Here is a 22,024-nt window from a genome sequence, read left to right as displayed (position 1 = left end):
TTGTTACATAAAGGAGACTTTTCCCATGATAGTACTTAAATTCGGCGGAACTTCAGTTGAGAATGCCGAAAGAATCGATAGAATACTCGATATCGCGGAAGCGCAGCTCGATCGCGCTCCCGTACTGGTTTCTTCCGCCATGGGGAAAACCACCAATAAAATTGAAGAAATCATTGTCCATGCCGTCGAAGGCGACAGTGAAGAAGCGTACCGGCTGACCGGTGAAATCAGCGATCATCACCTCAATACGGCAAAGGAATTTCTGACAGGCGGTAACCTGGAATCGACCTATGCCGCAGTGAGCGAGCTCATGTCCCAGTTCTCATCGCTGGTGAAGGGTTTGTCGCTTCTGCACGAATGCAGTCCCCGCAGCCGTGACGCCCTTCTGTCCTTCGGCGAACTGCTCTCCACCAGACTGATTGCCGCCCGTGCCCTGGAGAGGGGAATCAATACGGAACTGCTTGATTCGCGGGATTTTGTTATAACCGATGAGAACTTCAATTCCGCCCGCCCCATCGGGGCATTAACCGAAAAAGCTGTTCGAGATAGGGTCTTTCCCGAACCTCTCAAGCTCATTATCGCCCAGGGATTTATTTCTTCCACGGAAAAAGGGGTAACCACAACTTTGGGCCGCGGAGGAAGCGATTATTCGGCAACCATCATCGGTTCTGCCCTGTCGGCTCAGGAAGTCCAGATCTGGACCGACGTCGACGGGATAATGACATCGGATCCCCGCTTTGTAAAGGGTGCCAAAACCATTGACAGCATAACCTATTCGGAAGCGGGAGAGCTGGCTTTCTTCGGAGCAAAGGTCGTTCATCCGGCGACCATCCAGCCGGCGGTTAAGCAGCAGATTCCCGTGCTGGTTAAAAACTCACACAATCCGCAGGCTCCGGGAACGGCGATTCTGCCTGCCGTTAACGACAAAGGAGTCAAGGCCATAACCGGAAAGAGGGAAATCACAGTGGTTTCCATCTCTTCGTCCAATATGCTCAATGCCTACGGGTTCCTAAAGAATATCTTTACAATTTTTGACAGATACAAGACTTCCGTCGACCTTATCTCCACTTCCGAGGTTTCGGTATCCATGACGATCGAAAACGCTGAAAGCGTGGAGGGGATCGTTAAGGAACTGGAGGAAATGGGCACGGTGACTGTCGAGTCCAACAAATCGATTATCTGTCTGGTCGGCCAGGAATTGTGGAAGGATTCGGTTTTTGTCTCACGGGTTTTCGGATCGCTGAACGGGACGCCGATCAGGATGATTTCCCTCGGAGCCTCCGATACGAATCTGTCCATTGTCGTGCCGGAGGAGAAGCTGATCGGGACGATACAGTCGCTGCATGATGAGTTTTTCAGTTGAGGTTGAATGATTTGATAAAGATGTCATAGCATTCAGCAAAATCCTTATCGTTTTCGTAATAAGAAAGCAGTTTGGATTGCAATTCATTCAGTTCGCCTTTATAGCTTTCGATACCGGAGATAATGAGCGTATTTATTTTATCTTTTGAGGATCTCGACGCTTTTCCATAGCTTAATCCGAAGCCCCCGGCATCATCGATCAGTCTATTGATAATGGCAATTCCATCTTCCGGGTTTTCGGTCTCGATAATTTCAAACATCTTCACCTGAATTTCCAGATATAATTCGGCTAATGCCTTTTCTTCCGATGGGAGCAGATCCTCATGAGTTTCCTTTCCCCTGACGAAATGTGCTTTGTCATCTATTTTCTTTTGAGAACAAGCGGAGAATATAAACGTGAGTGTTGTAGCGAATAAGACAAATTTCAGAATGTTATTCATATGCAAAGTAGGGGTCCCGAAGGAACCCCGATAAACATTATTTGATTAATAAAAGATCCAGAAGAGAATCAATATTTTCATTAGAGCTTCTCAGTAGGGCTCTGTAAGCATTAACATCTTTAGGCTTGGTCATCTCAGCAGCGGTTCTGTAATAACCTTCTGATATCAATGAGCCGTCGCTTCCGAATATTTTTATTTTCAGCTTAACAGAGTTTGCACCATTAATTCCGAAGCCGCTAACGCCACTTGTTTCGACCCGGGTTGTAACAACGACAAGAGCGTCGAGTTCCTTCTCCTGGATTATGGATACCGCATGATCTGCTGACGATTCTTCATTTTCGAAAAGAGCCGGGTCGGAATCAACTACGACAGCATCGGAATCCGTACGGGCGGCTACACCATTAACTATGGCTGAAGTTATTACCTCGGCATTTTCTGATTCAGCTGCAAGAAGCTCTTCTTTTACAGAACTGACGGCAGCGTTATGCAGACCCGCATCTATCAGGGGGATTACGGGTAGAGTTCTCTCTCCGTAAGAAACACTGGTAACGCCAATTCGGGAAATCCCGTCAAGAGAACCAAGCATAGAGCCTTCCAGTTTAAGTGTCGCACAGGAACTTAAAGCCAGAGTCAGAAGAAGAGCTAAAGCTAGAACCTTTTTTTTCATTTACATACCTCTATTGTTTAAAAATTCAATTCTGCAAGAGTCAAGAGTTAAATACATCACATAGGTGTTTAATGTCAAGAAAAAAAAATGATGATAATAGTTTAATTATTATCTAAATATTTTTAATATGCCCCGAGAAAGAAGAATATCTCAATTGTTAATAATGATTTGAATCTAAAATTCATTTAACAATCCGATATCCATTGATATAATGTATAGTGCCTCTGTCAGGGCAACAGGAGAATATTATGCGACGTACCTTCCTTTTTGTTCTATCATTAACATTTCTGATACTATCAGGCTGTGATCAGCTATTAATCACTCCACCGGAGCTTCTGGCCATCTCTTTTGACAAGAATAGCGAAGATGCCAGTGGTGTTATGGAGGATCAGATTGTCGACAGCGGCGATCTTGTTCCGATTAAGGAAAATGAATTTTCCCGGGCCGGGTGGGAATTCGCCGGTTGGTCAACTTCTCCTGAAGGCGGGGCATTATTCTATGGTACAACAAATTATATCCTGATTACAGAAGATACAACTTTATATGCAACCTGGGCGGAGAGCCACTCTCTGTCCTATGATGGTAATGGAAATACTTCGGGTACCGTTCCCCTATCTACGCGGGAATACGGAACCGGCATGACTGTTCCTGTCGCCGGCAACACGGGGAATCTGGCGAAGGACGGATTCTCTTTTTCCGGGTGGAACAGACGGCCTGACGGAAGCGGAACCAATTATTCCGAAGGCGAGGCGTTTCTCATGGGCGAATCAGATGTGACTCTTTACGCCCGATGGATTGTCAATCAGACCGTATCCTTTAATAAAAACAATGAAAACGCTATGGGGGATATGCCCGATCAGATCATTCCCCGCGGGGCAAGTGTGCCTCTTCATGCCAATGCATTCCTGTATCCCGGCTGGACATTTGCCGGATGGGCTGTCAGCCCTGAGGGAATAATCGTATATGCGGATCAGTGGTATTTTTCCATGGGAGATTCCAATGAATCCCTCTATGCAGTCTGGACTCAGAGCCCTTCACATAATGTGACTTTCGATGCCAATGGCGGTACCGGAACCATGGGCTATCAGACGTTCCGGGAAGGACTGACGGCTTTGCTCGCTCCCAACTTATTTGTTCGTAACGGATACGCCTTTGCCGGGTGGTCCACAGCCGATGACGGAACAGCAGAATATGCAGATAATGATGAGTTTCTTATAGGATCTTCAGATACGACTTTATATGCTGTCTGGTCAGCACTGACATATGAACTTTCATTTGATAAAAATCATGAGGACGCAACCGGGGAAACAGCTCCACAATATCTGGATTGCGACTCGACTCACTATCTTAGTGCCAATGGATTTACCAGACCCGGATGGTCATTTGCCGGATGGGCTGCATCGCCATCGGGCAGCGTGGTTTATGCCGACGAGGCAGACTATACGATGGGATCTGAAGATACTGTTTTGTATGCACAATGGACGCCAAATACATATTCGATAACTTTTAACAGTAATGACGGGGACGCGGCCGGTTTCATGGCTGAACAATATCTGGCTTGTGAGTCAAGCGGCAGTCTGACAGCCAATAACTTCTCGAAATCCGGATGGATTTTTTCCGGATGGGCGGAAACAACTGATGGTCCGATCCTCTATGAAGATCAGGCTCTATTTACCATGGGTGCGGAAGATGTCATTCTCTACGCCCGATGGACTCCGTCACCCTATACGATCACATTCAATAAAAATGATAGCGAAGCTACCGGCTCAATGGATGATCAGGTCATATTGAATGGATCAACTGAAACTCTGGATCCCAATCAGTTTGTGAAAACAGGTTGGTCATTTGCCGGTTGGGCGACTTCTCCCGGAGGAGAAATGGTATACGGTGATGAAGATCCTTTTATTATGGAAATCGGCAATGTCGATCTATATGCCCTTTGGGAGATCAACTCATACCATCTGCGTTTTGACGGAAACGGGATGGAGCCGGAGAGATCGGTCACCGGTTCCATGAATGAGGCCGTTCTGGAGTACGGAGAAGTCATTGTTCTACCCGTTAACGCTTTCTCAGCGGATTTTTATGTTTTTGCCGGATGGAGTACGAGCCAATGGGGTGGTGGTACAGCATTTTCCGACGGAGCTTCTTTTGAGATGGGGTCCGGAGATGTGACTTTGTATGCCCAGTGGACTGATATTTCCTATTCGGTTATTTATGATAAGAATGATGAGAACGCGGTAGGGGATATGTCTATGTCTGTTTTGTTTGCGAACCCCTTTATTCCTTCGATGGCTTTGAATTGCTCTTTTGAGAATTCGGGATTTACTTTCGTCGAATGGAATACGGATCCGGATGGTTCAGGCACATCTTTTGCAGAATGGGATTACTTTTTCGGCGGAACAGGAGATCTCGTTCTCTATGCTATTTGGGGGCCTGAACTATACCCGATTCAATTCGATAAAAATGATCCTGCAGCTCAAGGCTTTATGGATTTTCAGGAGCTGGTATATCTGGAAACGGGTACTCTTGTTCTCAACGGTTTTGTAAGGGAGGAAGCTCATTTTTCCGGCTGGAATACTGAGCCTGACGGTTCAGGTGTGTCCTATTCCGATGGCGATTCCATTACAATGGATACAATGGGGAAAACTCTCTATGCTCTCTGGGATATCAATGAATATACCATTACTTATTACGATACAGAAGCGTCCGGCGGTTCAGTTCCGGGGCCTCAGACTGTAGAGGCGTATAGTTCAGTTGTGCTGGCGGATAATCCGGGAGAACTGGTAAAAAACGAAGACGGATTAACATTTGTTCTTAATTCATGGGCATTGTATCAGAATGGAGAAAATACGGGAATTGTTTTCGGTGCTGGAGATACCATAGAGATGATGGCTTCCGATATGGATCTTTATGCACAATGGACAGCGTTAGGGGCTACAGGTCCTGCTGGGGGTATTATTATTGCTGATAAAGGCAGTTATTCCGATGGTTGGCGCTATATAGAAGCATCCCCCAGCGACCTCAGTTCCGGTATTAGCTGGAATAATGGAGTCAATACGGATAGTACTGCCGACGGATTTGATTTGGGTGCCGGTTTAATCAATACTTCTCAAATCATCTCATCTCAGGGTATCGGGACATACGCAGCACAGTTGTGCGATGATTATTCCATTGTTAATGATTCGGTAATTTATGATGACTGGTATCTTCCGTCGTTAATGGAAATGGATGCTTTTATGAGTTCTAACTTTAGGGGTGATTTGACTGTTGGCAGTTATTGGAGTTCCACGTCTTTGACTGTTGATTCTGCCGAGGCTTATGCATTTGACGGGGATTGGTTTTCACCCGGTTCTTATACTAAAGATGAAGAGTTAAGAGTCCGGGCAGTCAGGCGATTCTAAAAAAAGTAGGCTTAATTGTAGTCATTAAGGCCTGAATAAAAAAAGGCGGCCATTCGGTCGCCTTTGTTCTATTAGTAATTATCCATTCTGGCTATCAGATTGATCCAGTATGCCCAACCCGTCGTGTTTGTCCAGTAGCCGTCGTATCCATAGTATAAGAACCTTCCCTGTCGGACAACCGGAAATCGGTCTGAGTAATTTTGTGATCTTCCGTATAACCATCCGTTTACAGGATTATCTCTTCCCGGTCTGTATAGTCCTCTTTCGTTCAAAGGACTGGAAGAAGTTCCGATAGCTACCTGATCCTCATTGGTTGTAGTCGGGATACGTGTTGAACTTATAGGACTTGTCCATACTGTATTACCTGACCGCCAGGTATACATATAGTATTTATCAGCCAGATAAGTATATGAATTCCCATAACAGATTTCGTTGGGCTGCTGATAGGCTTCTGTTGTCGTCGTCGCCGGATAGCCCCAGCTTGTCCAGTTATCCGATGCTGTTTCCAGGAATTTGAGCCCACCATAATAACCCATTGCGACGACTCCCTTATTGCTGCTCACAATATTTCTCACTTTGTTTGCAGTCGCGTAGAGACTTGAGTTGGGTGTGATAATCACCGGATCTCCGTAAATCGTGTTGTATGAACTATAGGTTGAACTTACAAGGGCTTCAGGCAGAAGTGTCACTGTCCATACCGGTTGAGTTCCGGAATAATAGGATGGTATGGCTGTCGGCAGATCATATTGCAGCTGACTTTTAAGGTTACTGGCAATTGTAGCATCTGAAGGGCTGTAAATGATTGTGATATTGGAACCGAAGCCCAGTACTCCAGCCGGAGAATAGGGACCCCAGCCTCCAGTCGTTGCATTGTAGGGCTTAACATAATAGTAGCGCAATTTTTCCTTTTCATCGGCAGCAAGACTTTCCGTAATTACCGATCCGCTGGTTGAAAGGCCTTCAGAGGTCATTGTGATGGGATCGGTATTCGGGTTTCCATTTTCTGTAGATGAATACAAGTGATAATATGTTGTTCCGGAAGCACCGCTGACAGGAGTCCAATATGCTGAAACTGTTGTCGAAGATGACCCTTTGGTCGCATAGGTCATGTTTATTAATTGGAAATATATATAATCGCTTATTTCATAGTTCGCTCCTGCTAAATTCCCTGCCTGGTCTCTTACTGTTATATAAGCATATTTATTACCATTGGAAGGAGAAAATTGAAAGTCTGAGGACATAGTAGAAGCATATGTTCTATAGCTGTTCCAGGAACCATTATATACACTGGCTGTTCTAACTTCCAGATCAGCAGTACCTGTAAGGTTGTCCGTATAATTAAGAGTCATTTTAAATGAAAGTGATGGCGTGGCCGTATCGTTATTATTTATGTAAAATGTTCCCGATGGAGCTATCGTATCAAGTATAATCGAATCATTTATATATCCCGAATAATTACCTGCTTCATCATATAACTCAGCATAAATAGTTTTGGTCCCGTTTGTAGAGGCTAGAGTCGTATTGATTGTTGTCGAAGATCCCGTAAAAAAGGTTCCGGAGATTTTCCAGCCGGAAGGATTGTAATCGTAGTAACGTATTTTTACCGGACCGACATTTGTCCCGCCATAACCATTAATGTCACCAGTAATCTGTACATCTACATAAGTACTGTTTGTATAGGTGTAATCGCTGTCATCGGGGTGAGTCGGACCTGTTATTAAGACATCAGTTATTCGAGGTCTAATAGTATCGACAGTAATTTCATGGTATGCTTCATCCGACCAGTTGCCTGCCTGATCTCTTTCAGATACATAGAGATAATATGTCCCGTCAGTTAATGATTCAGTGTGGTTCAATCCAGTTGTATTTACATCATTATCCGGGTTTGTACTGTTAAATCTGTATTTGTATTTGCCGATTCCTCCACCTCCTCCGGAGGACCATGTCCAAGTGGGAGTTGTGTCGTTTGTTGCCGTTCTGTCATCGTCAACAGTAACGTTACCCGTTCCCCATAGGTTCGGTTTTGAGGGAGGGGTAATATCTACAGTTATAGTATGGGTTCCTGTTTTATCTTCCTGCCATTCTGTGGGATCATCGATATATTCCTGAATTTCCAGAGTATGATTCCCGTCCATGAGACCGTCGAATTTCTCCAATACTGTCGGAGTGATCGGGGATGTTGACAGAGGGCTGGCAACCGTGTGCCATGCTTCTCCATCGATTCTGTACCGGTACTGCTTTCCGGCTCCGCCGAGACCCGAGACGGCATTCCACGTTATTTCGGTGACATTTCTAATTGTCGGATATGCATCATTTATGGCAATTTCCGGAGGAGTTTTGGCGCTCGTATCTACTTCAACGGTCCAATCGGAAGGTGCCGACCAGTTACCGGCAATATCCCTTTCTCTTACAGAAAGAGTATGATCGATCCCCGGAGGTGTTCCGAGAAGATCATCTGAAGGGCTGAATGTCGTATCGTCTGTTTCGGCTGACCAGTCCGGATCGGCATCAGTATCGAGGTTCCATTGGTAAACGCCCATACCGCCGCCTCCTGTGGACCAGAACCAGTTCGGCCTGACGCTAGGGGTAAGGGTCGGGCCTGTAAGGTCAGGTGCGGCTGGAGCTACTATATCCCGAAGTAGAGGAAGCTGTACTGTTGAAAAGTTTCCTGCGACATCAAAGGCAGATAGGTTTATAACATAATCACCATCGATATTTGCGCTTACATTTGTAACTTTCTCTGTCGGGTTAGTAAAACTGAGCGTTCCCGGACCGGAACCTTTTGACCAGACAGTTGAAGCTAATCCACTTCCCGATTCTGAGATTGAACCATCGCCACCGTTGAAATCAATCGTAATTTCCTGATTATCAAAGTTAGCGATATATTGAAAGGTTGAAATATTAATTGCCGGAGCAATAGTATCTACTTTAATATCCCGGGATGCCGGGGCTGAAGAGTTTCCGGAATAATCATAAGCTATTACTGAAAGAGTGTGCGAACCTTCCGCCAATGCTGTGTTCGGGCTGTAGAACGTTTGCTGAACATCCGTATAAGTACTGAAACCGTCAAAGCTCACCCTGTAGAAATCTGCACCGGTAGAAGCGCTCCAGGTCCATTCCGGTTGAGCGGAATTTGTAAATTCCGGATTGTTTCCCTGAACCGCCAGATCTGCAATATCAGCTGGAGGTGTTGTATCCCATAAGAGTGGAATCGGATCGTGTGTTCCTATATTTTCTGCACTATCCGTAACTGTTAATTGAATGAAATAGTCGCCGTCTGTATCGGCCCAAATGTAAGGAGATGCAATATCAGCTCCATCATCTGAATCCTCTCCATCTACTTCCGCGTTGAAGTAGACGCTTCCGGGGCCGCTGATCATTGACCACTGATAATCTGTAATTGCCGTATTGTCAGTAATGCTGTAGTCCGTTCCATTTTGCATCTGAAGGGATGTATTCAGTAGAAAGGGGAGACCGGGATAAGTTATGGTCGGACTCTCTCTATCAAGAGTAATTGTGCTGGAGCTGCCAACTGAAGATCCCTGTTCCAGATAGTCCCAAGTCTTCACGTAAATGGTATAAGGGCCGTCTGTGTCGGGTAATTGCAGTGAAAAATTATTGTTCCAGTCATCGAACTCATCCAGGGCATTCTGGTAGGCAGTATCATCGGGATAATCACCCCGAACTGGAAGCGCTAGTGCATCCAGCTCGCCATTAGTTGTCGAAAGCTTCATTTTGTAAATGCCGCTTGGATCTACTGATGACAAATTCAAATTGATGATTCTGTCTTCCCTGTTTGTATAGCTCAAACCGTTTTCAATTAAGACAATGGGACTTGATAAATCATCCGGGCCTTTTGTATCGAGGATGATTTTCACGATTTTTTCGTCTGACCAGTTCAATGCCGAGTCTCTGAATTTTACTTTCAGGTATTTTTCCCCGTCTCCGGCTTCCATAAGCCAGTCTTTTGTCAAGGCAAATGTTTCTGCATCCGCATCAGCCGGTTCTTCTTCGGTTTGGCCGTTTGTAATTCCGGCATTACTGCTGCTTCCCCAGATTTTCATTTTAACTATAGTGCTGAAATCATCTGTAATCTGGGAAAAGTCTAATCGAATCTCTTCATCCGTTCCTTTGGCTATTGTTCCGGTCGGCAAAGGCACCACTTTCCCATAAACCTCATCTACAAGGGAAACGGGGCCGTCTGGAGGGTCTGTATCGATTGAATCTCCGGTATTGAAAATCCAGACATTTTCATCTCCTCCCAGCTGATTCCCGGCCAAGTCTGAAACCGTCGGCTGAAGAATAACCCTGTATGCCGTATTCGGCTCAAGTTCAAGATCCCAGAGCTCGAGAATTCTGTCAGGTTCATCTCCAACAGATTTCAGACCTATTGTGCCTGGTACCAGAGAGGAATCGGATACTTTTTCAAGAATGAAATCAGTGTCTGTTATGCTTTCAGGAGCCAGAGCCTCATCAAATGTTATTTGAAGTAATGTTCCATTGTAAGGAAAATATGACAGATCATCCCAGTTAAAATCCAAGGGTGTCGGCGGCTGGATTTCATAGGTTATATCACATGATGTTACTTGTGACTTAACAGACGATGCATCGATAACTTCAGTCTCGTATGAGAATGACTCTGTTACTCCCGGTGTTATATCAAGAGTTATAGGAGCTGAACCTGATCCATTAGTCAAAGCTGTCCAGGAACTCCAATCAGTATCACCGGATTTTCTATACCTGAAATTAAGGTTGTCCGTATCGCCGTTATAATCTGTCGCAAATATATTAATCGATACATCTGCAGAATTTGTAAAACCTCTCCCGCTGTCTATATCAAGAGATTTTATCTGAGGTTTTATGGACGAGGGGGCATCGGCCGTAGTAAAAGACCAGGAAAAATCAGCTTCTATGCTGTTATCATTTACATCGAGAAGATTGTCGCTTATGTATACGGAATAGACTGTTTTATAACTTAGATTATTGCTCGGATTGAAGTTTACTGTTTCCCCCGAAACTGTGAACGAACCGTTTACAACAGAACCTTCTTCATTGGTAACAACAATCGTCGTACTGCTCACGCTCGACTCGGCTATGCTTTTATTGAAAGTAATAACAATATTATCAATATCAATCGCAACCCCTGTCGCTCCCGACTCAGGATACAAAGTAGAAATCGAAGGAGGAGTTACAACAATCTCAACCTCCTCCTCAATCGTCTCCATCAATGGACTGGAGCATCCGAAAAGGACGACCAGAAGGACCAGTAAGGGTAATTTCATTTTGATTAAAAGTTTTCTTCTGCTCATCCTCTTCTCTCCTTTACTCCTCGTTTTCCTCGTCCACTTCCCAGTCTGTGACCACGTTGGCCCGCGCCGCCGAAGCTCTGCCGATAACCGATATCTCGTTGTTCAGGTAGGCGTACTGGGCGGCCAGGTCGGGAGCTTTGTTCTGAAGATCCTGATAGAGGTTCTTAACCTGATCGTACTGCTCCATTTCGTACCGGGTTTTGGCAATGGCGGCGATAATCGTCGGCGTATCCGGTTTAAGTGCGTCTGCTTTGTTATACATATTCAATGCGGCATCCATTTCTTTCTGCAGGAAGAGAATGTTTCCCATATTGATCATGGCGGGAGCGAAATCCGGTTCCATCCGGAGGGCGCGGTTGAACTGCTCCTCCGCTTTGTCGTATTTTCCGTATTTGGCGTAGACGACGCCGAAACTGTTGCGCAGTCTGGCCGTATCGCGGCGCTGGAGTTTTTCACTGAATTCCGCCACATGAGGTTCCAGTTCCCTTTCGATAAAGATATCAAGGCTTTCGTTGTAGTTGCTGATCATGTTCTCCTGGGAGGGGAACAGGAGCGGCAGGGCTCCTCCGGGAACGGTCGCCGCTTTGTATTTGGTCCAGGCATCATGGACGGGATAGAACTGGGCGCGCCCCAGTCCGTCGTATTCACGCCATTCCCTGGCACCGTATTTCCAGGCTTCGAGAAAGCCTTCCGACAGAAGGGTTATTTCCACGGGAATCCAGGTTTTGTCGTCGTGGAAAACGAATTCATCGAGATTCGTAAAGGTCCTCCTGGCTTCCTCTTTGGTTATGCCCAGGGAGAAGGCCATATAAATATGTCCGGGTACGGTGATAAAGGCTGTTTCAATGCCGACCGATTCAAGCAGAGAAGTAGCCAGAACGGAAAGGTCGTCGCAATCGCCCGCGCGGAATGTCAGAGTCTGGGAGGGAAACTGGACAAAGTCCACAGCATCGGAGTTTTCCGACATTTCGATATAGGAGGATGCCGGGTCGATTACATAGTTCATTCCGTAAAGCTCCAGGGTTTCGAAAATCCCCAGGGCAATCCTCAGATTCAGATTTATGGCGCTCTGGTCCAGCTCTCTGATGACTCCCGCCGTATTCCGGGCGAAGAGCTGCACGGTCGGGTCCTTTGCCGAAACGAATGAGGCGGCTTTGCGGTCATCGTCCCAGGTCAGGGAGTTCCGTCCCAGAACCCGGATGGTCTGTGGGGTCGAGTAGGAAATCTTCCGCCCCAGAAGATTGTAGCTGACCTGGATTTCAGTGGACACTTTAGAGGTATCGGTCAGATCCAGCAGTCCGGTCGTAAAAATCGCTTTAAGATCGACTTCGGCCGTTTCTCCTCTTTTTAAAAGTGGCACAGTCGCGCAGACTTCCGGTTGCTCCATATACTGATCCACATAAAAAGATACTTTCAGATCCTCAATGGTATTCCGCTCCGTGTTTTTAATAATCAGTTTTCCGAAGGCGTTGTCGCTGTAGTATTCATAGAGGATGGGGAAGAGAGGATCGATCTCGATCGATTCCATTTCCAGTTCCGAACGGTTGTCTTTCGAGCCCAGGCGGAACACCGTGCCGATCTGGAAACTCAAACCGTGGTGGAGCATCTGGTCGGGATAAATAAAATATTTGTAGCCGGCTCCCGCTGTCAAAGTGAGGTTCGGGGTCATATCGAAAAGGACGTTTACGTTTCCTCCGAACCAGGGGTTGGAAAAGACTCCCTCCTCTCCGGAAACCAGTCCCAGATACCATCCGCCCTGTGCCCCGACATCGAGGCTCATGCGGTTCAAAAGCTTCAGGTTTACGCCGACTCCCATGCCCGCAGTCAGCATGACCAGATTGTTCCCGGGGTAAGGGAGAACCCCCGCCGTCACATCCCCTTCCAGGTAGAGAAAGGGCAGCGAGTCGAAAAGGTGCTGAATCTTCAGGTCCGCGCCCCCTCCTATCGTCGCACCCAGGTCGCCCATTCTGCCCCCGGGCAGGCCGAGATTGAACTGGGGAAAAATCTGTATGCTCGTGTTTTCATTGATCTGTGCGAAAGCAGCCGATGAGAGGAAAAAAAGGAATAGCGCAAGGGCTATTCCGGCGGTTTTATTTTTCATATGAATACCCTTGAAAAAGAAAGTGATATTTTGCTGAAAAATATTGTGTGTCTTTTATAAGTATAACTCCGGAAGCGACATATTACTCACAAAACGGGGAAAAGAATCATAAATAATGTAAAAATGAAAACCCGCTAACAACAGATATCTCTTAGTAATTTATACGCCTTTTTATAGTAGAGCAGGAATGTGAACATCGGCTGTTATAAATATATACTGAAGTACTCCGCCCTACCATTAATTTTTTTTCTAAAAATTAAAAAGTTGCATTTTTATCCTTCATAAGGCATATTCAATCCATGCAAATGATACTGGGGCAGATTTTCGCCTTATTGACCGCCCTCTGCTGGGCTCAGAATTCACTAATATATTCTCATCTGGGCAGGAAAACCGGATCCGATGCGGTCACCCACATTCGTCTCTGGCTGGCTGTTCCGGTCATGCTGCTGGTAAATTATCTTTTTACGGGGCAATTGTCGCCCTTTAGTCTTCCTGTGCAGCCGCTAATCCTGATTCTCGCATCGGGATTTTTCGGCTTTTTCGTTGCCGATCTGTTCCTGTTCAGGGCTTTTGTGGAGATCGGCCCGCGGGAAGCTCTCGTCATCATGACCACCAGTCCTGTATTCAGTCTCGTTTTTTCTTGGATTTTTCTCGGAGAGACGCTCTCTCTTGTTAAAACAGCCGGCATCCTCATCATTCTGGGGGGAGTCATATGGGTTATTCTCGAAGAGAAGGACGGAAAGAACCAGGGACACGGCCATAGCGTACGCGGCGTTTTGTACGCCCTCCTCGGGGCGCTGACCCAAGCGATCGGACTCATTTTCGCAAAGATGGGAATGATGGAGGGTGTCCATCCCGTTTCGACGAACTTTATCCGCATAATCGCCGGCCTGGCCGGGCTTTTCATCTATTCTCTTATCCGGAAGAAGGTGAGAAGCGATTTCGCCGCATTCCGTTCGATAGGTAACTTTTTACTTCTTCTCTTCGCTGTTGTCGTGGGGCCGGTTCTCGGGATCATTCTCAGCCTCTACGCACTGAACTGGGCGCCGGTGGGGATAATCACAACTCTGATGCAGGTAAGCCCCGTGCTTCTTCTACCGGTGGATATTTTTGTTTTCCGGAAAAAGGTTTCCGCCGGCGCGATTCTGGGCACGGTTCTGGCTGTCGGGGGAACCACCCTGCTGTTCCTCTTTTAACCAATCTCAGCCTTTGAGAATCCGCGCTACTTTCTCGGAGAGTTCTATAAAATCGAAAGGTTTCTGAATAAAATCCTCCAGTCCCAGATTCATCAGATCCTGTATCCTGTCATCTTTAATAAATCCGGAAGCCAGTAGAATCCTGACCTCGGGATTAATCTGTTTCAGCTCTATAAAAGTTTCCTTGCCCGAAATGCCGGGCATCGACATGTCGAGGATAACAAGGTCGAAGGCTCCGCCGTTCTTTCTGTACAGATCCACTCCTTTGAAACCGTCCTCCGCAACCATGACATCGTAACCGCATTCCTTCAGGATGGATTCGGTCAGAACCCGCAGAACTTCTTCATCATCAATAACCAGAACCGATCCTTCTCCCTTGACCAGTATCCGCTCTTCCGGCGCTTTCTGTTCCTCTTCGATCATCGCTGAGGCCAGAGGCAGATACACGGTGATAACCGTTCCCCGCCCCGGTTCGGAGTAGAGCTCGATAAAGCCTTTATGCTGATTGACTATATGCTGAACCATTGTCAGCCCCAGCCCCGTTCCCTTGCTTTTGTCTTTCGTGGTGAAAAAGGGATCGAAGATCTTCTTCTTTTTTTCCGCAGGTATCCCGACGCCGGTATCGCTGATGGCAACCGCAGCGTATTGTCCCTGGGCATATCCCTTTTCATCCTCGCCGGAATAACGGTCTATGGTTTTCGTATAAAGGGTAATTTTCAATTCGCCGCCGTTCTTCTCTTTTTTATCGCGCATTTCCGTCATGGCGTGATAGGAGTTAATGCAGAGATTGAGAAATATCTGTTCAAGCTGGGCGTTGTCAGCCTGGACGCGGATATTTTCCCGGGGCAGGTCGAGAATGAATTTGACTGATTTGTCAAAGGAATTGCCGCAAATGGCCTTCACGTCCTCCAGAGAATTTCTCAAATCGATGGATGTGAAATTCAGTTCATTGGTCCGCGAGAGACTGAGCAACTGCTGAACCATGGCCGCCGCCCTGTTGCCCGACCGGTCTATTATGCTCAGACAGTCGGTAAATGTCTTATCCAGTTCCGGATAGTTGCGTTCCGCCAAATGGATAAGTATGGATGAGGAGGTGACGATTCCGGTCAGAACATTGTTGAAGTCGTGAGCGAAGCCGCTCGTCAGGACACCCAGGGTTTCCCATTTCTGGGTTTCCAGGAGCTGGTTTTCAATGTTTCTTATCTGGGTAATATCATCGAGGCGGATAACGATTCCCGACTTCCTGCCTTCCAGAGGGGTCAGATGGATGTTGAAATACCGGTCCGGTAATGGCTCTATTTTCACGGCATTGTCCGACCATGTTCTGCCTGTTTCCATTACTTCGGATATCGGCTCTTTGAACGTCAGGAGGAAGGGGAAGCGGTTAAAGAGTTCTGAGTCGTCTTCCTCGGATAGATCCTCTGCCTGTTTGTTCCAGTGAATCAGTCTGCCCCCGGAATCGGCCGTTATTATCAGACTGTTCAGCGACTGGATTATATTGTTCAGGTAATTTTCCGTCTGCTTCAGTTTCCGCTCTGTTTTTTTTCGTTCCTTCAGTTCATTTGTCAGCGATTCGCTTCTCTCTTCCAGTTCCGACATTTTATCGAAAAGAGCCTCTTCAAGAGTGGCATAGGATTCGGCGAGCTGGGCGATTTCAAGGTTATGGCGCGCGTTTATACCGTCCAGCTTCTTTCTGTCCGGTTTTAATTTGATATCGGAAAGATCAATAGAGTGTACATAGGACCGCAGCTCCTCGATGGGGCGGCTGATCGATCTGCCCAGAAAAGCTGTCGCCCAAATGGATATGAGCATGATAAAGAGGATGCCGCTGAAGATGGCAAATTGTTCCTGATCTTCCCTGATGGCTATTTTGTTATGCAGTTCATTGACAATATTGTCCACAAGCAGAAGAAGGGCATCATCTGTTTCATAGAGCTCTATTGCGAGGTTTTTCTCCTTTTCCCCGTTTACCAGAAGAAAGTTTTCCATCTCCTTAATCTTTTCCAGAAGATCTCCGGCTTCTCTTTTCAGACTGTCAGGAAGATCCTGAACCAGGTTGGAAAGACTTTCTCCATAGGATTCCATCACTTCGGGATCGGAAAAACTGATTTTATTTTCCTGTGAAAGAAACGTGAGGAATTCAGATAATTGCAGAACCGGTTGTTCCTGTAGTTTCCCGGTCATCTCCTCGATCCTCTTTCCGTCAGCTGTAATTATCCTCAGAAAATCCCTTTGCCTGCTATGCAGATTAAGTACCATCTCCGTCAGTTCATCCCGTCTCTGCCTGAGGCTGTCAAACCTGTCGTAGAGAGAGCTGTTGCTGTCCAGTAGAGACCTGTTTATCTGCAAAGAGTAGCGATCCAGCATACTGTCAAGCTTCTGCCGGTCGCCGAAAATGGGAATATCATTGAGAATCATTTTCTCCATATACTGCTTTTCTATAAAAAGGCTTTTCATGGAAATGAGAATGTCGGCCTGTTCGTAGTATTCCTGTTCTGTTTCTCCCAGGAAAAAGATGCTGCCGGCCATTCCGAGAAGAGTTGCGATATTTAAAACGATAAGAATCAGAATCCTTTGAGATATTTTCATTATAAACTTATTATAAGGGGACTTCTGGCACTTTATGAATAAAAACTATATATTTTAAGTAAATTTCGAAAGGATTTTAATGTGAAAATTACATATAAAGGCGATTATTCCCTCAAAGTTATTCTCGAACTGGCCTGTCATTACCCCGACAAGCTGATTCATATCGAGGATATCGCCAACAGGCAGGATATCCCCCGGAAATTTCTGGAGCAGATCCTGCTTAATTTGAAACGGGGCGGTTTTCTGGTGAGCCGCAAAGGAGCCAGGGGTGGTTACGCTCTGGCCCGTCCTCCCAGAGAAATAACACTCGGAGAGGTTGTCCGATATATTGAAGGTTCAGTGTATCCCATCTCCTGTATCGACTGCGAGGCTCCGTCTCCATGCAACGAGCTGTCGACTTGCATTTTCGCTCCGGTCTGGCGGAGCGTCGGCGATGCCATTTCCTCTATTATCGACAGTGTCGATTTCGAAAAGCTGAAAGAAGATTACCTTTTGAAAAAGAACGGATACATCCCCGATTATCAGATTTAAATAAAATTCACAAAAATTGTTGACAATAGAAAATGATGTGGTTATATTAATCTTGTTAGATAGTCCTAATTTACATTGCATGAAACCATAATTTTCCCGTGAAGAGCGGTCTGTGAAGTTTTCACAGCCGCTCTTTTTTTTTGCATTACACTCGGCTATAATTTTTCCGGAGGCTTTGTGCTGTATGAATTGGTTCGGAAAAAAAGAAGAGCCCTGGTGCCTTGTGCTCAGTGGCGGCGGAGCGAAAGGGATTTATCATATCGGTGCCTGGAGAGCTCTCCGTGAGCTGGGAGTCGAGGTCGAAGCCTTTATCGGAAACTCGATCGGCGCCATAATCGCCGGTTTTCTGGCTCAGGGAAACGAAGAGGATCTCTATTTTATCGGTGATAACATCACGGTTGATTTTCTCATTAAAATTCCCGAAGAACTGACGGAAAACGGCGAGCTGAAAATGAATCTTAAGAACATACCTTCCATGAGAGAGTTTTACCGCGATGCCATTCACGGGGGCGGCCTCGATACGACGCCGCTCAGAAAGCTGCTCGACAGCTCCATCGATGAGGAAAAAATCCGGACCGGAGGGAAAGATCTGGGCGTCGTGACCTTCAATATTTCCGAACTGAAAGCCAAAGAAGTTTTTGTCGAGGAGATGGAGCCGGGAACGCTTGTTGATTACCTTATGGCCAGTTCGGCTTTTCCCGGTTTCCACAATCCTGTTATAAGAGGTAAAAAATACATTGACGGCGGCGTTTACGATAATATTCCCTACCGTCTGGCCAGGGCCCGCGGCTATAGAAAAATCATAACGATCGATATTTCCGGAATGGGAGTCAACAAGCGGCCGAATATAGAAGGGACCGATACCGTTTATATAAAGAACTCTATCAATATGGGGGGAGTTCTGGACTTCAACCGCGAGTTTCTCGATCGTTTCAGGGAACTCGGATACCTGGATACTCTAAAAACATTCGGGGCTCTCAAAGGGGTCGTGTATTTCATAACGCCCGACAGTAAAGCGGAAAAACGATTTACCGATCTGCTGACGGATCCCCAGGTCGTTGCGCTGCTGACTCCCTACCTTCATGAATCCGATGAGGAAAACCACCCTGTAGAGATGAGGGTCAGGTCGATACTGCCCCCTTCCATGCGCCATAATAAAGGGGACCTTCTCTACAGTCTTATCGAGTGCTGCGCCGTAATTTTCCGTCTTGAAAAAATCCATCAGTATTCGGTAAACGAAATGATTGAAAAAATCAGAATACGGCAGAAAGAGGAAGACAGAAAGCTCAGCTTTCTCGATTCGGTGAAAAGCCGGAGCGAAAGCCGTCAGCTGATAAAGAGGATAAATAAAGTTCTCAAGGAAACCAGAGTCCGGGAGAACCTGAAAGAATGTCCCTACTACAACCTTTGTCTGGCGGAAAAGATCCTCGGTGGCCCGAGGGGAACGAAGGGGACGATTATTATAAAGGGGCTTCATTCCATTTATCCCGAACTGGAAGGGGCGCTTTTCTTTCTGGAACTTATAAACAAAATGTTAATTATTAAAATATAAAATTCTATTGATTAGACTTGCTTTTATAGTAGTATTAGATAAATGGTGTATTAAAAAGGAGTTTTTGTATGAAAAACACTTTCATTCTCTGGAAAGAAATTATTGCCAATCCCTTCGAAGGATATAAAAAGCTGAACAATGATACAAAATTGTTTCTTCCTTTTTTAACTATAATAATCCTGTTTCTCTTTTCTGTTCTCTTAATGATTCCCATGCAGACCAGCGATGTCTACGGAGAGGCCATGGCACGGGTCCAGCAGGCCGCTCTTGCCGACAGGGGAACGGAACTGAGTGATGAGCAGATGACGGCTATGGCTGAACAGATGAAGTCCCCCATGGTCCGGAACATCACTATCGTATCGACAATCGGCGGCGGGCTCGTCAGCTATATCGTAATAACGCTTGTATCGGCGCTTATTCTCAAACTGCTATCCGGCGGGTTTAAAAAAGAAGCCGTGAAATACTCGCTTGTTCTGAAAATCATCCTCTTTGCTTCTATCGTCAGTATGGTGCAGGCTCTTTTGAAGATGGGGATAACCTTGAGCGGCGACTGGCAGAGAGCCCTGGCGAGGGTCAACACAACGGGAGATCTCCAGATGGCCCTTCAGTCTCCCGTCAGCCTGGCGGCCCTCTTCGATCCCGTATCGATGGGAAGACAGGTCTACTTCCTTCTCGATTATGTTACCGATATTTTCAACTGGATCTATTACCTCTTCCTCTATGCCGGATTGAAAGGGGCTCTGGCTCTCGAGAAAAATAAAGCCCTGGCCGTAACTGTCATTATGGCTGTCATTTCAATCGGCATAGCGCTCGCATTTACGCTGATCGGTTGAGATTTGTCTGAACGGAATTGAATATGAAAAAGAAAATAGTCTATATCGTCATTATCGCAGTTATTGTTCTATCGGTCGTCGCAGGCGTTGTAGGCCGTAACCGGACCAGACTGAAGAAAGTTGATGTATACGCAGTCGGGCTTGAGGATTTTCGCAGGGAAGTTTCGTCGAACGGTGAAATCCGGTCCCGCGAAAGCAACCGTCTGATCAGTACGGTCAGCGGCAAAGTCAAATCCATCCATCATGAAGAAGGCGAGTACGTGCTGGCCGGAGATGTGGTCGTCAGTCTGGACACATCGGATATGGAGCTAAGACGGGAAAACCTCGTATCGACACTGGAATCGACGAGAATCATGGTCCGGAAGGAACTGCTTTCCCTGCGATCCGCCTATATGCAGGCTTCCACTGCTTACGAACAGGCGGAACGGGATTATCTGAGATCGGAAGATCTGAGGAAAAAGGAATTCGCCAGCGAAGTGGAGCTTCAGGCCAAACGCGACGCTTTCCATATCGCTTACGACAATCTCACCTCGGCCATGCAGCAGCTCCGGTTCCGGGAGGGCCGGGATCCCGAAGAGGGCAGTCCCGATTCCCGGACCGACGATCAGATCGTCGAAGAATCGTCCGAAGTGAAGCAGGCTCTTCTCAATCTCCGGTCCCATGAATCGGATATGGAGGATTTTATCTTCCGCGCATCCATAGACGGTATCATTACCGCCCTTCCTGTCGAAGAAGGGGATGTGGTTTCTCCCGGCATGCTGATCGCTTCGGTCCATAATTCGGGGGCTTTGAAAGTCGCTGCCAATATCGATGAAGTGGATCTCTCCTATCTTTCGGTCGGCCAGGATGTAAAAATCGAATCGGATTCCTTTATCGGAACCGAGCTGAAGGGCCGGGTTTCCTATATCGCCCCGATCATACAGAAGATTGGCGATTCCCGGGTCTGCTCCATAGAGGTCGACATTCTGGAGAACCCCGGCGACGTGGCCAGAATAGGCGCCAGCTGTTCCATTTTCATAACAGTGGAAAACAGAACGGAACGTCCGGCCATACCTGTTGAATCCTATTTTATCGAGGATGACGGCAAATATGTTTTCCTTCTGGAGCAGGATCAGTATGACGATAACCGCTTTCTGGTGAAGAAACAGGAGATTGAAACCGGAATTCTGGGCATTGAAACTGTTGAAGTGACTGACGGGCTCTCCGAAGGGGATTTTATCATCAGCTCCGACAGGGCGGGTATCGTCGAAGGCGATGAAGTGGAAAGGTCCGGGGATAATGATCAGTCTTAAGGGAATACGCAAAATATATCAGATGGGGGAAATCGAGGTGAAAGCCCTCGACGGCATCGATCTCGAGATAGGCGAGCACGAGTTCGTCTGCATTATGGGAGCCAGCGGATCGGGAAAGTCTACGCTGATGAATATCATCGGCTGTCTGGACCGGCCCAGCGAAGGATCCTATACGCTGGACGGCAGTGACGTTTCCGCCCTTTCCAGCCGGGAACTGGCGGATATCCGAAATAAAAAAGTGGGGTTTGTCTTCCAGACATTCAATCTTCTTCCCAGGATGACTGCCCATCGCAATGTGGAGCTGCCTCTTATCTATGCCGGTAACAATGATAACGAGCGAAAGAGGAAAACCGCTCTGGCTCTGGAAAAAGTTGAACTCTCGGACCGGGCGAAACACAAGCCCAATGAAATGTCGGGGGGGCAGCGGCAGAGGGTGGCCATCGCACGCGCTCTGGTTAATGATCCCAGCATTCTTTTTGCAGATGAACCGACGGGAAACCTCGATTCGCGAACCGGTCTGGCCATCATGGCGCTTTTTCAAAGACTACACCGCGAGGGGGCAACCATCGTTATGGTCACCCATGAAATGGATATCGCTCTGCACGCTCAGAGGATCATTCATTTGAAAGACGGAAAGATCATCGGCGACGAAAGGGTTAAAAAGTCCCGCGATGCCGAAGCCGAGTTCAATTCCGTGGCGGATCTGGATCACGATAATCTCTCCGACGCCATCTCCAAGCACGAGTAGGGA

13 protein-coding genes are annotated in these 22,024 nt (G+C 46.8%); 8 read left to right on the top strand and 5 right to left on the bottom strand.

Annotated features, from left to right (window positions below; all coding sequences use genetic code 11):
- The first annotated feature begins 25 nt into the window (after nucleotides 1-25).
- Complete coding sequence (gene lysC, locus HNR50_RS13300; protein ID WP_184747263.1) at nucleotides 26-1,363, top strand: lysine-sensitive aspartokinase 3; 1,338 nt, start codon at nucleotides 26-28, stop codon at nucleotides 1,361-1,363.
- Here lysC and HNR50_RS13295 read toward each other — a convergent pair.
- Both HNR50_RS13295 and HNR50_RS13290 read right to left on the bottom strand, forming a co-directional pair.
- The gene (locus tag HNR50_RS13295; protein WP_184747262.1) at nucleotides 1,356-1,802 is read right to left on the bottom strand and encodes a hypothetical protein; all 447 of its coding nucleotides are present in this window, start codon (nucleotides 1,800-1,802) and stop codon (nucleotides 1,356-1,358) included. The genes lysC and HNR50_RS13295 overlap by 8 nt on opposite strands.
- 37 nt (nucleotides 1,803-1,839) lie before the next feature.
- Nucleotides 1,840-2,469 carry a hypothetical protein gene (locus tag HNR50_RS13290; RefSeq protein WP_184747261.1) on the bottom strand — a complete coding sequence of 210 codons (630 nt, stop codon included), beginning with the start codon at nucleotides 2,467-2,469 and terminating at the stop codon, nucleotides 1,840-1,842.
- Between the two features lie 248 nt (nucleotides 2,470-2,717).
- On the opposite strand from HNR50_RS13290, the gene HNR50_RS13285 reads away from it, so the two are divergent.
- Nucleotides 2,718-5,870: an InlB B-repeat-containing protein gene (locus HNR50_RS13285; protein WP_184747260.1), complete on the top strand. Its 3,153-nt coding sequence runs from the start codon at nucleotides 2,718-2,720 to the stop codon at nucleotides 5,868-5,870.
- 71 nt (nucleotides 5,871-5,941) lie between these two features.
- Here HNR50_RS13285 and HNR50_RS13280 read toward each other — a convergent pair whose 3' ends face one another.
- Together HNR50_RS13280 and HNR50_RS13275 are read right to left on the bottom strand one after the other, a co-directional pair.
- Nucleotides 5,942-11,179 carry an Ig-like domain-containing protein gene (locus tag HNR50_RS13280; protein ID WP_184747259.1) on the bottom strand — a complete coding sequence of 1,746 codons (5,238 nt, stop codon included), beginning with the start codon at nucleotides 11,177-11,179 and terminating at the stop codon, nucleotides 5,942-5,944.
- Nucleotides 11,180-11,192: 13 nt separating this feature from the next.
- Entirely contained in the window at nucleotides 11,193-13,280 is a 2,088-nt protein-coding gene (locus HNR50_RS13275; protein ID WP_184747258.1) for a tetratricopeptide repeat protein, read from the bottom strand.
- A gap of 299 nt (nucleotides 13,281-13,579) precedes the next feature.
- Here HNR50_RS13275 and HNR50_RS13270 point away from each other — a divergent pair, with 299 nt between their 5' ends.
- On the top strand, nucleotides 13,580-14,476 hold the full coding sequence (locus HNR50_RS13270) for a DMT family transporter (protein ID WP_246434020.1): 897 nt from the start codon (nucleotides 13,580-13,582) through the stop codon (nucleotides 14,474-14,476).
- Nucleotides 14,477-14,482: 6 nt separating this feature from the next.
- Here HNR50_RS13270 and HNR50_RS13265 read toward each other — a convergent pair whose 3' ends face one another.
- The gene (locus HNR50_RS13265) at nucleotides 14,483-17,065 is read right to left on the bottom strand and encodes a response regulator (RefSeq protein ID WP_184747257.1); all 2,583 of its coding nucleotides are present in this window, start codon (nucleotides 17,063-17,065) and stop codon (nucleotides 14,483-14,485) included.
- A gap of 81 nt (nucleotides 17,066-17,146) precedes the next feature.
- Here HNR50_RS13265 and HNR50_RS13260 point away from each other — a divergent pair, with 81 nt between their 5' ends.
- The 5 genes from HNR50_RS13260 (at nucleotide 17,147) to HNR50_RS13240 (ending at nucleotide 22,021) form a co-directional block, all read left to right on the top strand.
- Nucleotides 17,147-17,596 (top strand): Rrf2 family transcriptional regulator, encoded by a 450-nt coding sequence (locus tag HNR50_RS13260; RefSeq protein ID WP_184747256.1) that lies wholly within the window; start codon nucleotides 17,147-17,149, stop codon nucleotides 17,594-17,596.
- 184 nt (nucleotides 17,597-17,780) lie between these two features.
- Nucleotides 17,781-19,148, top strand: a complete 1,368-nt coding sequence (locus tag HNR50_RS13255) for a patatin-like phospholipase family protein (protein WP_184747255.1) — start codon at nucleotides 17,781-17,783, stop codon at nucleotides 19,146-19,148.
- Between the two features lie 68 nt (nucleotides 19,149-19,216).
- A complete protein-coding gene (locus HNR50_RS13250; RefSeq protein ID WP_184747254.1) occupies nucleotides 19,217-19,981 on the top strand; it encodes a YIP1 family protein in 765 nt (254 codons plus the stop codon).
- A gap of 23 nt (nucleotides 19,982-20,004) precedes the next feature.
- A complete protein-coding gene (locus tag HNR50_RS13245) occupies nucleotides 20,005-21,273 on the top strand; it encodes an efflux RND transporter periplasmic adaptor subunit (RefSeq protein ID WP_184747253.1) in 1,269 nt (422 codons plus the stop codon).
- Nucleotides 21,236-22,021, top strand: a complete 786-nt coding sequence (locus HNR50_RS13240) for an ABC transporter ATP-binding protein (protein ID WP_281389109.1) — start codon at nucleotides 21,236-21,238, stop codon at nucleotides 22,019-22,021. Before HNR50_RS13245 ends, HNR50_RS13240 begins: the two co-directional genes overlap by 38 nt.
- Nucleotides 22,022-22,024 lie beyond the last annotated feature (3 nt).

Origin of the sequence: Spirochaeta isovalerica (assembly GCF_014207565.1) — a bacterium.
Taxonomy (GTDB): Bacteria; Spirochaetota; Spirochaetia; order DSM-2461; family DSM-2461; genus Spirochaeta_F; species Spirochaeta_F isovalerica.
This window is presented reverse-complemented; position numbering and strand designations above follow the sequence as displayed.